Annotated in this window: 12 protein-coding genes; 8 read left to right on the forward strand and 4 right to left on the reverse strand. The window is 73.8% G+C overall.

What is annotated here, in order from left to right:
* The first annotated feature begins 584 nt into the window (after positions 1-584).
* The 8 genes from ACUJ8O_RS10475 (at position 585) to ACUJ8O_RS10510 (ending at position 9,547) form a co-directional block, all read left to right on the forward strand.
* Positions 585-1,487: a hypothetical protein gene (locus ACUJ8O_RS10475; RefSeq protein WP_187364947.1), complete on the forward strand. Its 903-nt coding sequence runs from the start codon at positions 585-587 to the stop codon at positions 1,485-1,487.
* Positions 1,484-2,314 (forward strand): HAD-IIA family hydrolase, encoded by an 831-nt coding sequence (locus ACUJ8O_RS10480; protein WP_148408601.1) that lies wholly within the window; start codon positions 1,484-1,486, stop codon positions 2,312-2,314. The genes ACUJ8O_RS10475 and ACUJ8O_RS10480 overlap by 4 nt, the downstream gene beginning before the upstream one ends.
* Positions 2,307-3,149: a TlyA family RNA methyltransferase gene (locus ACUJ8O_RS10485; protein WP_078025589.1), complete on the forward strand. Its 843-nt coding sequence runs from the start codon at positions 2,307-2,309 to the stop codon at positions 3,147-3,149. Before ACUJ8O_RS10480 ends, ACUJ8O_RS10485 begins: the two co-directional genes overlap by 8 nt.
* Before the next feature lie 113 nt (positions 3,150-3,262).
* Positions 3,263-4,351 carry an NAD kinase gene (locus ACUJ8O_RS10490; RefSeq protein ID WP_078025590.1) on the forward strand — a complete coding sequence of 363 codons (1,089 nt, stop codon included), beginning with the start codon at positions 3,263-3,265 and terminating at the stop codon, positions 4,349-4,351.
* Positions 4,348-6,090 carry a DNA repair protein RecN gene (gene recN, locus ACUJ8O_RS10495; protein WP_036338142.1) on the forward strand — a complete coding sequence of 581 codons (1,743 nt, stop codon included), beginning with the start codon at positions 4,348-4,350 and terminating at the stop codon, positions 6,088-6,090. The genes ACUJ8O_RS10490 and recN overlap by 4 nt, the downstream gene beginning before the upstream one ends.
* Positions 6,091-6,131: 41 nt before the next feature.
* Positions 6,132-6,839 carry an NUDIX domain-containing protein gene (locus tag ACUJ8O_RS10500; protein ID WP_207476289.1) on the forward strand — a complete coding sequence of 236 codons (708 nt, stop codon included), beginning with the start codon at positions 6,132-6,134 and terminating at the stop codon, positions 6,837-6,839.
* A complete protein-coding gene (xerD, locus tag ACUJ8O_RS10505; RefSeq protein ID WP_233263193.1) occupies positions 6,836-7,828 on the forward strand; it encodes a site-specific tyrosine recombinase XerD in 993 nt (330 codons plus the stop codon). Before ACUJ8O_RS10500 ends, xerD begins: the two co-directional genes overlap by 4 nt.
* Before the next feature lie 9 nt (positions 7,829-7,837).
* The gene (locus ACUJ8O_RS10510) at positions 7,838-9,547 is read left to right on the forward strand and encodes a CTP synthase (protein WP_445373367.1); all 1,710 of its coding nucleotides are present in this window, start codon (positions 7,838-7,840) and stop codon (positions 9,545-9,547) included.
* 245 nt (positions 9,548-9,792) lie between these two features.
* Here the strand turns inward: ACUJ8O_RS10510 and ACUJ8O_RS10515 are convergent, their stop codons facing one another.
* Genes ACUJ8O_RS10515 through ACUJ8O_RS10530 form a run of 4 tightly spaced genes read right to left on the reverse strand, consistent with a single transcriptional unit; the run spans position 9,793 to position 14,145 of the window.
* A complete protein-coding gene (locus ACUJ8O_RS10515) occupies positions 9,793-10,938 on the reverse strand; it encodes a bifunctional 2-methylcitrate synthase/citrate synthase (protein WP_445373365.1) in 1,146 nt (381 codons plus the stop codon).
* A 56-nt stretch (positions 10,939-10,994) separates the two neighbouring features.
* Entirely contained in the window at positions 10,995-11,933 is a 939-nt protein-coding gene (gene prpB / locus ACUJ8O_RS10520; RefSeq protein WP_078025594.1) for a methylisocitrate lyase, read from the reverse strand.
* A complete protein-coding gene (locus ACUJ8O_RS10525; protein ID WP_095347579.1) occupies positions 11,933-13,459 on the reverse strand; it encodes an MmgE/PrpD family protein in 1,527 nt (508 codons plus the stop codon). Before ACUJ8O_RS10525 ends, prpB begins: the two co-directional genes overlap by 1 nt.
* The gene (locus tag ACUJ8O_RS10530; protein WP_020628108.1) at positions 13,456-14,145 is read right to left on the reverse strand and encodes a GntR family transcriptional regulator; all 690 of its coding nucleotides are present in this window, start codon (positions 14,143-14,145) and stop codon (positions 13,456-13,458) included. Before ACUJ8O_RS10530 ends, ACUJ8O_RS10525 begins: the two co-directional genes overlap by 4 nt.
* Between the last annotated feature and the right edge of the window lie 128 nt (positions 14,146-14,273).

The raw sequence follows: 14,273 nt of genomic DNA on the forward strand, positions 1-14,273 counted from the left end.
TCTGGACTGTTTCTCCGAGAGGACGGTCCGCCACAGGCTCCGGGCACTAGCCTGGTCTCCTGAGGACCCGGCCGTGAGGCCGGCGCATGAGGAACAGAGACTGCGTTCCCGCGGATCATCGCGGCGTGACGCCCAGGAAGGACACCATGGCTGAGGACACCCCCCGAGAGCGCCGCGAGGACCGTGGATCCGAGGGCCGCGGGCCCCGTGGTGGTGATGGCCGGCGTCGTGGTGGAGACCGCGACGGACGTCCTCGCAGCGGTGCCGGTGACCGGCGCCGCTCCGGCGGGCCTCACGAGGACCGTCGTCGTGGCTCCGCAGACGGTCCGCGTCGTCAGGACGGGGCCGGTGACCGTGGCCCGCGTCGCGAGGAGTTCGGTCGCGACGGCGCGCGGCGTCGCTTCCGCCCCACCTCCGAGGACCGCCGGCGCGGCCCGGGCCAGGATGGCGGGAGGCCCGAGCGCCGCGGTGCGCCGACGGGCCCTCGTCGCGAGGACCGCGCCGAACGACCCGCGCACAATCCCGGTGACCTCCGAGCGGCGAATCGTGCGGACCAGGAGCGCTCCCCGGACATCGACCCGGACGTGACGGGCAAGGAGCTCGACCGCGGCACGCTCAAGGAGATCAACGGCCTTGACGAGCGTCCTGCCAGCTGGGTCGCCAAGCACCTGGTGATGGCCGGTCGCTACCTGGACGTCGACCCGACGCTGGCGTTCCAGCACGCCCTCGCCGCGTCCCGCAAGGGCGGCCGCCTGTCACGCGTGCGCGAGGCCGTCGCGCTCACCGCCTACGCGGCGGGGGAGTACGCCGACGCGTTGCGCGAGTTCCGCACCTACCGGCGCATGACGGGCGACGACACCCACATCGCCGCGCAGGTGGACAGCGAGCGTGCCCTCGGCCGCACGGAGAAGGCCCTGCAGCTGGCCGCCGAGGTGGATGCCTCGCGTCTGGACCGCGCGGCGCGGGCCGAGCTGGCCATGGTCGTCTCCGGCATCCGCGAGGACGCCGGCGACCTCCAGGGTGCCCATGAGGCCCTGCAGATCCCGGAACTGGACCGTCGGCGCGGCTACCCCTTCTCTCCCCGGCTGTTCCAGCGCCAGGCCGACGTGCTGCTCGCCCTGGGGCGCCGCGACGAGGCTCGGCTGTGGGCGCGTGCCGTGCGCGTCGCGGAGAAGGCCCTCGGCGTGGGCGGGTTCGCGGACCCAGAGATCATCGACGTGGACACCGAGCCGGTCGAGGACCCCCGGAACCGCCGCCCGTCCCCCCGCGAACGGCGCCACGAGCGGTATGCGGCCGAGGCCGGTGCGGAGCCGACGGCGGACGGATCCCCGGCCGAGGAGCCGGAGGCCGCCGCGGAGCCGACCTTGGTGCCCCGACAAGAGGCCGTCGCGGAGCCGCCGGCCGCCGTCGACACGCCGGACGAGGTCGACCCGAACCAGCTGTCGCTGTTCGACGACCTCGAGGCCCCGGAGGCAGACGAGCGGTGAGCACCACGTTCTTCGACGGTCACGACGGGCTGCTGTGCGACCTGGACGGCGTCGTGTACGCCGGAGACGGTGCGATCGCCGGGGCGGTCGAGACGCTGTCGACGCTGCAGGAACGCGGCGTGCCGGTCGGGTTCGTGACGAACAACGCCTCTCGCGCGCCGGAGTCCGTGGCCGAGCATCTCCGCACGCTCGGGGTGCCCGCGGAGGCGGGGCAGGTCTTCGGCTCCGCACCGGCGGGCGTCGACCTGCTCGAGGAGACGCTCGGCCGCCGGACCGGCCGGGTGCTCGTGGTCGGCTCGGCGTACCTGCGCGCCGTGGTCGAGGAGCGGGGCTACGAGGTGGTCGCGTCCGCGGCGCAGTGTCCCGACGCGGTGATCCAGGGCTTCGACCCCGGTCTCGGCTGGGCCGATCTGGCGGAGGCCGCGTACGCCGTGCGCGCCGGGGCCACCTGGGTCGCCACCAACCTGGACACCTCGATCCCGCGCGCGGAGGGGATCGCCCCCGGCAACGGGGCCCTCGTCGAGGCGGTGGGCCGGGCCACCGTCACCGCGCCCGTCGCGGCGGGCAAGCCCGAGCCACGACTGTTCCGGACGGCGGCCGACGCCCTCGGCCTGGCCCGTCCCCTCGTGGTCGGCGACCGCCTGGACACGGACATCCGCGGCGGCAACGCGGCGGGGTTCGACACGGTGCTCGTCCTGACCGGCATCGACACGCGCGAGACCGCGGCCGCCGCCCCCGGGCCAGACCGGCCGACGTGGGTCCGTGCGCACCTGCCCGCTCTGCTCGCCGGCGGGGCCGAGGCCTCCGCGGACCCACGGCGTGGCTGAGACCGCACGCGCCGACGTCGCCCTGGCCGCTCGGGGCCTGGCACGCTCCCGCACGGAGGGCGCGGCGCTCATCCGCGCGGGACAGGTGCTCCTCGACGGCCGCCCGGTGCGCCGGCCCGCCGACCGCGTGGCCGCCGACGCCACCCTGCGCCTGCGCGACCCGGGCCCGCGGTACGTCTCCCGTGCGGCCCACAAGCTCGTCAGCGCACTCGAGGCATTCCCGGACGTGGGCGTGGCCGGCCGCCGAGCGCTCGACGCCGGGGCCTCCACCGGCGGATTCACCCAGGTCCTCCTCGAGCGGGGCGCCGAACGGGTGGCCGCCGTCGACGTGGGCCACAACCAGCTGGCCCCGCCCGTCCGGGCCGACCCCCGCGTCCTCGTGCGCGAGGGGCTCAACATCCGCGACCTCACGGCCGAGGACATCGACGGTCCGGTGGACCTGGTGGTCTCCGACCTGTCCTTCATCTCGCTGCGCCTCGTCCTCGCCCCGCTCGCGAGCGTGTGCCGACCCGGCGCCGAGCTACTGCTCATGGTCAAGCCCCAGTTCGAGGTCGGGCGGCGCGCCCTGCCGCGCTCCGGTGTCGTGACCGATCCCGACGCCCGCCGCCACGCCGTCGTGGGTGTGACCGCGGCCGCGCTGGGCGCCGGCCTCGCACCGCGCGGCCTCGCCCGATCCGGCCTGGCCGGACAGGACGGGAACGCCGAGTTCTTCCTGCGGCTCCGCCGTCCCGACGCCACCGCGGCCGACAACCCGGCAGGCGGGACGAGCCCGGCCCCGCCCGCCGGCGAGCGCGCCGCCGGGTGGGTCCGGGGCGCCCACATCGACTGGTCCTGACCCCCGACCGGGGGACACCGCCCGTCCACGGGCGCGGGGCCACCGGTTCGCGTGTCCGGTCTCGTGGCTATCCTGGAGCGCAGTGCCCGGCACCCCGGCTCGCGGAAGGAACCATGCCCTACACCCCCGGACGTCGCATCCTCGTCCTGACCCACACGGGCCGCGAGGACGCCATCAGCGCGGCGCTGCAGGCCACCCGCATGTTCGCGGAGGAGGGCCTGGTCACCGTCATGCTCGAACAGGACGTGGCCGCCATCCGCGCGGCCGCGGGGGACCCCCCGGAGTTCGCGCCGGAGACCCTCGGGGTCGACTGCGAGCTCGAGGACATCACCCTCGGCCTCGTCCTCGGCGGCGACGGCTCGGTGCTGCGGGCGGCCGACTTCGTCCGCGGCTACAACGTGCCGCTGCTGGCGGTGAACCTGGGCCACGTCGGCTTCCTCGCCGAGTCCGAGCGCACCGACCTGCACCGCACCGTCCAGGCGATCGCCTCGGAGTCCTACGTGGTGATCGAGCGCATGGCCCTGGACGTCGTCGTGCACGTGGAGGGCCGCGAGGTGGCCCGCACGTGGGCCCTCAACGAGGCCTCCGTGGAGAAGTCCCACCGGGAGCGGATGCTCGAGGTGGTCGTCTCCGTGGACAACTCGCCGCTGACGTCCTTCGGCTGCGACGGCGTCGTGCTGGCCACCCCCACCGGCTCCACGGCCTACGCCTTCTCCGCCGGGGGCCCCGTGGTGTGGCCCTCCGTGGAGGCCCTGCTGTGCGTGCCCATCAGCGCCCACGCACTGTTCACCCGCCCCCTCGTGGTGGGTCCGCGCTCCACGATCGGTGTGGACGTGCTCACCCGCACCCGCGAGACCGGTGTGCTGTGGTGTGACGGCCGGCGCACCGTCGAACTGCCACCGCAGGCCCGGGTCGAGGTGTCCCGGTCGGCAGAGCCGGTGCGCCTGGCCCGTCTTAACCCGACTCCCTTCGCGGAACGGCTGGTGCGCAAGTTCCGGCTGCCCACGGACGGCTGGCGCGGCCCCGTCACCGCCCAAGAGCGGGCGGGCGTGCTCCACGAGGTGGAGACCGTCGAGCCGCGGCACGCGGGGCCGCGTCCCGACGTCGTCGAACCGGCCACCATGCCGCTGTCGGTGCCCTCGCCCGCGGACATCCAACGCCACCGCGACCGCGGGGCGCGTCACCCCGGGGAGGACGCATGATCGACCATCTGAGGATCTCGGGGCTCGGCGTGATCGGCGAGGCCACCGTGGACCTGGACCCCGGCTTCACCGTCGTCACCGGTGAGACCGGCGCCGGCAAGACCATGGTGGTCACCGCCCTGGGCCTGCTGCTCGGTGCTCGCGCCGACGCGGGCGCGGTCCGCCGGGGCTCGTCCCGAGCCGTCGTGGACGCCGGCGTGCGCGTGACCGCGGACCACGCGGCGCTCCGCCTGGCTCAGGAGGCCGGCGCGGTCGTGGACGAGGGCGACAACGGCACCCACGACCTGGTCCTCAGCCGCAGCGTCACGGCGTCGGGGGACGGCACACGCTCCCGTGCCACGGCCGGCGGCCGTTCCGTGCCCGTGGGCCTGCTCTCCGAGATCGGGGCCACGCTCGTGGCCGTGCACGGGCAGAACGACCAGGTCCGCCTCCAGGGCGCCGACGCCCAGCGGCACGCCCTCGATGCGTTCGGCGGCGCCGAGCTCGCCGCGGCCCTGCGCGCCTACCGCGCGGACCACGCCGCCTGGACCGCCGCGCGTCGGGAGCGCGAGGAGCTCACCGCCCACCGCCAGGAGCGGGCCCGCGAGGCCGAGGCGCTCCAGCGCTCGCTCGAGGAGATCGACCTCGCCGAGCCGCAGGAGGGGGAGGACGAGGAGCTGCGGGCTCTCATCCGTCGGCTCGAGGACGTCGAGGAGCTGCGCGCCGCCTCGGGGGAGGCGCACGCCCGACTGGCCGGCCCCGACGTGGACGCGATGGACGAGACCCCCGGCGCCGTCAGCCTCGTGGAGGCGGCGCGGCAGGCCGTGCTCGCCGCCCCCGGCGACGACCCCGACCTCGCCGCCGCGGCCGCACGCCTGGCCGAGGCCGCCGTCGTGCTCACGGACATCGCCGGCGACCTGGCCCGCTACACCGCCGACCTGGACGCCGACGCGGCCTCCGACCTCGACGCGGCCCAGTCGCGGCTGGCCGAGCTCACGCGACTGCAGCGGCTCTACGGGCCGGAGCTCGCCGACGTGATCGACTGGGCCCGGACCCAACGTCCGCGCCTGGACGAGCTGCAGGGCGACTCCGGCCGCCTCGAGGAGCTCGAGGCGGAGGTCGACCGGCTGGACGCCGCGCTGCGCGAGCGGGCCGCGACCCTCACCGCCCTGCGCACCGCGGCCGCCGAGCGGCTCGAGACCGCGGTGACCGAGGAGCTGCACGCCCTGTTCATGCCGGACGCCTCGTTCCACGTGGGACTGACGCCGGTCGCCGGGGACGGTCTCGGCCCGTACGGCGCTGAGGACGTCACGCTCGCCCTGCGCCCCCACGCGGGCGTCGAGCCCCGGCCCCTGGGCCGCGGCGCCTCCGGCGGCGAGCTCTCCCGCGTGATGCTCGCCCTCGAGGTGGTCCTGGCCGCCACGGACCCGGTGCCCACCTTCGTGTTCGACGAGGTCGACGCCGGCGTGGGCGGTGAGGCCGCCGTGCGGATCGGGGCCCGCCTGGCCCGGCTCGCCCGCCACGTGCAGGTCATCGCCGTGACCCACCTGCCCCAGGTCGCCGCCTACGCGGACCGGCACGTGCGGGTGGAGAAGAACTCGGACCCGGCCGCGGGTGTGACCACCTCCGACGTCGTGACGCTGACGGCCGACGAGCGGGTCGAGGAGCTCGCCCGCATGCTCGCCGGCCACGGGGACTCCGCGGCGGCCCGCGAGCACGCCCGGGAACTGCTCGAGTCCTCCGCCCGCGAACGCGGCTGACCCGGTCCGCGGACGCCGCCCCGACATGAGAGGATCGCCCCATGCCTGAGATTTCCGCGTCCGCGGGACGCTCGCCCCTGCGCGACCTGCACGTCCCCCGCCCGGTGAAGAAGTCGAAGACCGTCTACGAGGGCCGAGTGTGGGACATCGCCCGCGAGTCGTTCCGCCTGGACCCGGTGGACAAGTCCCGGGAACCGCTGACCCGGGAGCTGATGGTGCATCCGGGCGCCGTGGCGATCCTCGCGGTCCGCACCAAGCTCACCACCACCGGCCCCCGCGAGCAGGTGGCCCTCGTCCGCCAGTACCGCCACCCCGTGGGCATGGAGCTGTGGGAGATCCCGGCGGGCCTGCGGGACGTGGACGGGGAGGACCTCCACCAGGTCGCCGTCCGTGAGCTGGCCGAGGAGGCCGACCTGCGCGCCCGCGAGTGGCACACCCTCGTCGACTACTACACGACCCCGGGCGGCTCCAGCGAGGCGATCCGCGTGTTCCTGGCCCGTCAGATCGAAGAGATCCCCGACGGCGAGCGGCACACCCGGCAGGACGAGGAGGCCGCCATGCCGCTCGTGTGGGTCGGCCTCGACGAGGTGACCGACGCCGTCCTGGACGGCCGGGTGCACAACCCGTCCACCGTCGTCGCCGTGCTGGCCCTGGGCGCCCACCGCGCCCAGGGCTGGCGACGCCTGCGTCCCGTGGACGCGCCGTTCGTCCCCGACCGGCAGGCCCCGGGGGCGGACTGGCCCGCGTGAGCGCCGACCCGGCACCCCGGGGGAGCCGTGGGGGCCGGGGCGCGGAGTCCGCCCTCGCGGCCCCGTTCCGCCGCCACCTGGAGCACCTGGCCGTCGAGCGGGGCCTCGCCGCGAACACGCTGGCCGCCTACCGCCGCGACCTTGAGCGCTACCGCCGCTGGCTCGAGGCCCAGGGGGTGCGCGCCCCCGCCGACGTCGACCCGGGCCACGTCTCGGGCTTCCTGCGGGCGCTGGGCACCGGCGAGGACGGCGGGCGGCCCCTCGCGGTCCGCTCGGCGGCCCGCGTGCTCGCGGCCGTGCGCGGCCTGCACCGGTTCTGGGCCCTCGAGGGCCTCACGCCCGCCGACCCCGCCCTCGACGTCCACCCGCCGAAGCCGGGCGCCCGCCTGCCGAAGGCGCTCCCCGTGGAGCAGGTGACGGCGCTGCTGGAGGCCGTGCCCGTCGACACCCCGGCCGGCCTGCGGGACCGCGCGCTGCTCGAGTTCCTCTACGGCACCGGCGCCCGCATCTCCGAGGTGGTCGGCCTCGACGTCGACGACGTGGTGGGGCTCGCGCAGACCGGGGACGACGGCGGCCAGCCTGTGGTCCGCCTGTTCGGCAAGGGGTCCAAGGAGCGCGTGGTGCCGATCGGCTCCTACGCGGCCGCCGCGCTCGACGCGTGGCTGGTGCGGGGACGGCCCACGATCATGGCGGGAGCCGCACGCTCCACGCCCGCCCTGTTCGTCAACGCCTGCGGCGGCCGGCTCTCCCGGCAGTCCGCGTGGGCCGTGCTGAAGCGGGCGGCCGAGCGCGCCGGCCTCGAGGCGGACGTCTCGCCCCACACCCTGCGCCACTGCTTCGCCACGCACCTGCTGGCCGGCGGCGCGGACGTCCGCGTGGTCCAGGAGCTGCTCGGGCACGCGTCCGTGACCACCACGCAGGTGTACACCCTCGTCACCGTGGACTCCCTGCGCGAGGTCTACTCCGCCGCGCATCCGCGCGCGCGCTGAGCCCCGCACCTGATACGCTCAAGATCCGTGGTGAAACGAACTTCTCGTACTCAGACGTCCACGCGCGTCACCCGTCACGTGTTCGTGACCGGCGGTGTCGCCTCCTCCCTCGGCAAGGGGCTCACGGCCTCCTCGCTCGGCCACCTGCTCAAGGCGCGCGGGCTCAGGGTGGTGATGCAGAAGCTCGACCCCTACCTCAACGTGGACCCGGGCACCATGAACCCGTTCCAGCACGGCGAGGTGTTTGTCACCGAGGACGGCGCCGAGACGGACCTGGACATCGGCCACTACGAGCGCTTCCTCGACGAGGACCTCGACGGCCTGGACAACGTGACCACCGGCCAGGTGTACTCCACCGTGATCGCCCGCGAGCGCCGCGGCGAGTACCTCGGGGACACCGTCCAGGTCATCCCGCACATCACCGACGAGATCTGCCGCCGGATGCGCCTGCCCGCGGAGCCCCGCGGCGACCGCCCCGCCCCGGACGTGATCATCACGGAGATCGGCGGCACCGTCGGCGACATCGAGTCGCAGCCCTTCCTCGAGGCCGCCCGCCAGGTCCGCCAGGACGTCGGCCGCGACGACGTCTTCTTCCTGCACGTCTCCCTCGTGCCGTACATCGGCCCCTCGCAGGAGCTCAAGACCAAGCCCACCCAGCACTCCGTGGCCGCCCTGCGCTCGATCGGCATCCAGCCGGACGCGATCGTGCTGCGCTCGGACCGGGCCGTCCCCGACGACGTCCGCGGCAAGATTGCCCGCATGTGCGACGTCCCGCAGGACGCCGTCGTCAACTGCGCCGACGCCCCCTCCATCTACGACATCCCCCGCGTCATCCACGACCAGGGCCTCGACGCCCACGTGGTGCAGTCCCTGGACCTGAAGTTCAAGGACGTGGACTGGACCGCCTGGGACGCGCTCATGGACGCCGTGCACCACCCGGAGCATGAGCTCACCGTGGCGCTCGTGGGCAAGTACGTGGACCTGCCGGACGCCTACCTGTCCGTCACCGAGGCGCTGCGCGCCGGTGGCTTCGCCCACCGGGCCAAGGTGGGCATCCGCTGGGTGGCCGCGGACGAGTGCGCCACCCCCGAGGGCGCGGCGGTGGCGCTCGCGGACGTCGACGCCGTGTGTGTGCCCGGCGGCTTCGGCGTGCGCGGGCTCGAGGGCAAGCTCGGCGCGCTGCGGCACGCCCGCGAGCAGCGGATCCCGACGCTGGGTCTGTGCCTGGGCCTGCAGTCCATGGTCATCGAGTACGCCCGCAACGTCCTCGGCCTGGAGGACGCGGACTCCACCGAGTTCGACCCGGAGACCGCCTCGCCCGTGATCGCCACCATGGCCGAGCAGGAGCAGATCGTGGCCGGCGAGGGGGACCTCGGCGGCACCATGCGCCTGGGCGCCTTCCCCGCGACCCTGCGCCCGGGCTCCGTGATGGCCGAGGCCTACGGCACCACCGAGGTGACCGAGCGCCACCGCCACCGCTACGAGGTGAACAACGCCTACCGCGACCGCCTCGAGGAGGCCGGTCTCGCGATCTGCGGCACCTCCCCGGACGGCGCCCTCGTGGAGTTCGTGGAGCTGCCCCGGGACGTGCACCCGTACTACGTGTCCACGCAGGCCCACCCGGAGTTCTCCTCCCGGCCGACCCGCCCGCACCCGCTGTTCGCCGGCCTCGTCGCCGCCGGCCTGGCCCGCCGCGCCGACGCGGCGGCCCGGCGCTGAGGGGCCGACGACCGGCCCGACACAGTGGTTACGACACGCCGTCGCCGCGCCCGGCACGCGGCGTGTCGTGACCACTCTGCGAGGGCGTCGCACCGATGACGACACGACGACGGCGGGCCGCCCCACCCGGGGCGACCCGCCGTCGTCGTGCACGCGGCACCGCGCCGCGAGCGAATGGGGCGACGTGTCGGAGGTGATCTGCGTCTACACCTCCGACAAGTCGCCCCGACCGCCCCTCACGAGGCTCAGCCCGCCGGCAGCTCCCGCTGCTCCGGGCCGTCGTAGGCCGAGAGCGGGCGGATCAGCGCGTTCGCGGCACGCTGCTCCATGATGTGGGCGGTCCAGCCGGTGATGCGCGAGGCGATGAAGATCGGCGTGAACATCTCGGTGTCGAAGCCCATGAGGTGATACGTCGGGCCGGCGGGGTAGTCGAGGTTCGGTTTGATCTGCTTGGCCTCGTCCATGGCCTGCTGCAGACCGTCGTACAGGCCGAGCAACTCCTCGCGGCCGTAGTGCTCGATCATCCGGTCCAGCGCGGCCTTCATGGTGGGCACACGGGAGTCGCCGTTCTTGTAGACGCGGTGACCGAAGCCCATGACCTTCTTCTTCTGGGCCAGGGCGTCCTCCATCCACGCCTTCGCTCGGGCGGCGGCGTCCTCACGGGACTCCTCCTTCCGGATGCCGATCTCGTCGAAGGTGTGCATCACGGCCTCGTTGGCGCCGCCGTGCAGCGGGCCCTTGAGCGCGCCGATCGCACCGGTCACGGCCGAGTGCAGGTCGGAGAGCGTCGAGGTGATCACGCGCGCGGTGAAGGTCGAGGCGTTGAACGAGTGCTCGGCGTACAGCACCATCGAGACGCGGAACGCGTCCACGACCTCCGGGGCAGCCTCCTCGCCGAACGTCATCCAGAGGAAGTTCTGCGAGTAGTCCAGGTCCTCGCGCGGCTCCACCACCTCCTGGCCGCGGCGACGGCGCTGGTCGTAGGCGACGACGGCCGGGAACGCCGCGAACAGCGCCTGGGCCTTCTCCAGTTCGGCCTCGGGGGAGGAGTCCTCCGCCTTGGGGTGGTTTGCGCCGAGCACGGACACGGCGGTGCGGCCGACGTCCATGGGGTGGCAGTCGGTGGGCAGCAGGTCGATGGCCTGCTTCACCTTCGGGTCGAGGGCACGATGGGTGCGCTCGAAGCGCTCGAACGCGGCCAGCTCCTCGTCCGTGGGCAGCTCACCCGTCCAGAGCAGCAGCGCGACGGCCTCGAACGGCAGCTGCGCGGCCAGGTCCTGCACGGGATAGCCGCGATACAGCAGGGAGTTCGTCTCCGGGTTGACCTTGGAGATCGCCGTGGTGTCCACGACGACGCCGGCCAGGCCCTTCTTGATCTCGGTCTCGGTCATGGTGTCCCTCCTCGGGGAGTGGGGCCCGCCCGCGCACGGGCGGGCCCGGTGACGGGTCAGAGGTCGGCGTGGTTGGCGCCGATGTCGAGCGTGGGCACGTCGAAGTTGAAGATGCCCGTGTCGAAGGCGTTGTAGCCCTCGTAGTCCACCAGCTCGTAGAGGCGGGCGCGGGTGAGCATCTGCTCCACCTGCGACTGCTGGGTGCCCTCCTCCTTGATGGCGTTGAGCACGCGCTCGGCGGCGCCCATCGCGGAGCGCAGCAGGGTGACCGGGTAGATCACCATCGCGACGCCGGCGTCGGCCAGCTGCCGGCGGGTGAACAGCTCGGACTTGCCGAACTCGGTCATGTTCGCCAGGACCGGGACCCCGAGGGGCTCCAGCTCGCGACACACGGTCTCGAACTCGCCGATGTCCTTCAGGGCCTCCGGGAAGATCGCGTCCGCACCGGCCTCCACGAGCGCCTTCATGCGGGCGATCGCGGCGTCCAGGCCCTCCACGGCACGCAGGTCGGTGCGCGCCATGATGAGGAAGTTCGGGTCCCGGCGGGCGTGGACGGCGGCGGCGATGCGCTTGACCGCGGTGTCGAGCTCCACCATGTTCTTGCCGTCGAGGTGGCCGCACCGCTTGGGGTTGAACTGGTCCTCGATGTGGCAGCCGGCCAGGCCGGCGTTCTCGAACTCCTGCACCGTGCGGGCCACGTTCATCGGCTCGCCGAAGCCGGTGTCCGCGTCGATGAGGCACGGCAGGTCCGTGAGGCGGGCGATCTGCCCGCCGCGCACGGCCACCTCGGTGAGCGTGGTCAGCCCGACGTCGGGCAGGCCCAGCTCGTTCGCGAGCACGCCGCCGGAGATGTAGACACCGGGGAAGCCCTTCTCCTGGATCAGCTTGGCGGACAGCGGCGTGAACGCGCCCGGGAACTGCTGGGCGCCGCCCTGCTTGAGGGTCTCCCGCAGGTCGATCCGCTTCTGTTCGGCCGTCTTCGTCGAGTACAGCATCAGAACAGGCCCTTCGGGGCGGCGGCGAGGTCGGCCTCGGACAGGAACGCCGGGTCTGCCAGGATGTTCAGCTGGTCCAGCTCGCCGGGCTGCAGCTCCGCCACGCGCTCGGCGGCGGCCAGGAAGCGGTCCTGCTCCTCCTTCGAGACGATGCCCTCGGCCAGGGTGCGGAACTTCTGGATGTACTGCTCGCGGGCGAACGGCCGGGCGCCGAGCGGGTGGGCGTCGGCCACGGCGATCTCGTCGGTGATGACGGTGCCGTCCTTGAGGGTGATCTCCACCGCTCCGCCGAACGCCTTCTCCGCGAGGTCCAGCGAGTGGTAGCGGCGGGTCCACTCCGGGTCCTCCACGGTGGTCACCCTGTGCCACAGGGCCACGGTGTCCTCGCGCTGGGCGCGCTCGGGGGCGTAGGAGTCCACGTGGTGCCAGGAGCCGTCCTGCAGGGCCACGGTGAAGATGTAGGGGATCGAGTGGTCGAGGGTCTCGCGCGAGGCCGTCGGATCGTACTTCTGCGGGTCGTTGGCGCCCGAGCCGATCACGTAGTGGGTGTGGTGCGAGGTCTTGATCAGCACCGACTCGACGTTCGCCGGGTCGGTGGCCTCCGGGTGCTCCCTGTGGAGCTTGCGGGCCAGGTCGATCCAGGCCTGGGCCTGGTACTCGGCCGAGTGCTCCTTGGTGTACGTGTCCAGGATGCCGCGCTTGGGCTCGCCCTGCTCGGGCAGCGGCACCTCGTAGGAGGCATCCGGGCCGTCCAGCAGCCAGGCGATCACGCCGTCCTCGCCCTCGTAGATCGGGACGGGCGAGGTCTGGCCGCGCATGGCGCGGTCCACGGCCTCGACGGCCATCTTGCCCGCGAACGCCGGGGCGTGGGCCTTCCACGTGGAGATCTCGCCCTTGCGGGACTGTCGGGTGGCGGTGGTGGTGTGCAGGCCCTGGCCGATGGCCTGGAAGATGGTCTCGGTGTCCAGGCCGAGCAGGGTGCCGATGCCGGCGGAGGCGGAGGGGCCGATGTGGGCCACGTGGTCGATCTTGTGGCCGTACAGGTTGATGGACTTCACGAGGTCCACCTGAATCTCGTAGCCGGTGGCGATGCCGCGGATCAGGTCCTTGCCGGAGCGGCCGGCATGCTGGGCGACGGCGAGGATCGGCGGGATGTTGTCGCCCGGGTGGGAGTACTCGGCGGCCAGGAACGTGTCGTGGTAGTCCAGCTCGCGGACGGCCACGCCGTTGGCCCACGCGGCCCACTCGGGGGAGACCTTCTGCTCCACACCGAACACGGAGGCGCCCTCGCCGCCGGTGGAGACCGGGTGGGACAGGGCCTGGGCGCGGGCGGCGACGATCGGGCCGCGCCGGAGCGAGGCGACGGCGACGGAGGCGTTGTCGATGATCCGGTTGATGATCATCTCCTCGACCTCGGGCAGCACCTCGACGTCGTCGACGGCCACCTCGGCCAGCTTCCAGGCCAGCTGGTCCTTGCGCTCGAGGTTCTCCTCGGAGCGGTGGACGCGCACGTGATGGTTCTTCATGGTCGGTCTCCTTCGGTGGGGGTCAGCAGGGTCGGGGTCTCCTCGGCGCGGCCGCGCCGGGTCAGATGGTGGAAGGCGTGGTGCAGGTGGACCCGCGTGGTCGCCTCCGCGAGGTCCGCGGCGCCCGAGCCGACGGCGTCGGCGATGTCCGCGTGCTCCGCGGCGGAGGCCGCGAGGCGGGCCGGGTCGTCGGCGGCCAGTCGGCGCAGGCGCGCCAGGTGCAGGCGCAGGGTGCGCAGGGTGGAGACGAGGTAGGGGTTCGCGGCGGCCTCGTCCAGCCGGCTGTCCAGCTCGGCCGTCATCGCGTAGTAGTCCGCGGGGTCGGTCCCGCCGCGCAGGGCCGCCTCGGCCTCCTGGAAACGGCCCGCGAGGACCGTGAACCGCTCGGCCGCCTCCGGGGTGGCCCGCTGCGCGGCCCGGCGCGCCAGGAGGGACTCGAGGGCGATGCGCAGGTCGAACAGCTGGTCCGCCTGCTCGAGGGACAGGTCGGCGACGACGATGCCCCGGCCCGGTGCCTGCTCGGCCAGGCCGTCGGCCACCAGGCGGGAGAGCGCCTCGCGCAGAGGGGTGCGCGAGATGCCCAGGCGTTCGGCCTGCTCCACCTCGCCCAGGCCCGCGCCCGGAGGGAGGGACCAGTCGAGGATCTCCGCCCTCAGGGCCTGGTACGCCCGCTCACTCGCTCGCATGCCGCCAGTGTATACACAACAGTCCCGCCGAGGGCAGGGACGTGTCCGGTGCGCGCGTCGGACGGCGCCGTCGGAGGGGAGTGTCGTCCGGCGTGAGCGGGCCGGGTGCCGTGCCCCTGGCGGGGGAC

Source organism: Micrococcus sp. EWR3.9.1 (assembly GCF_052615555.1).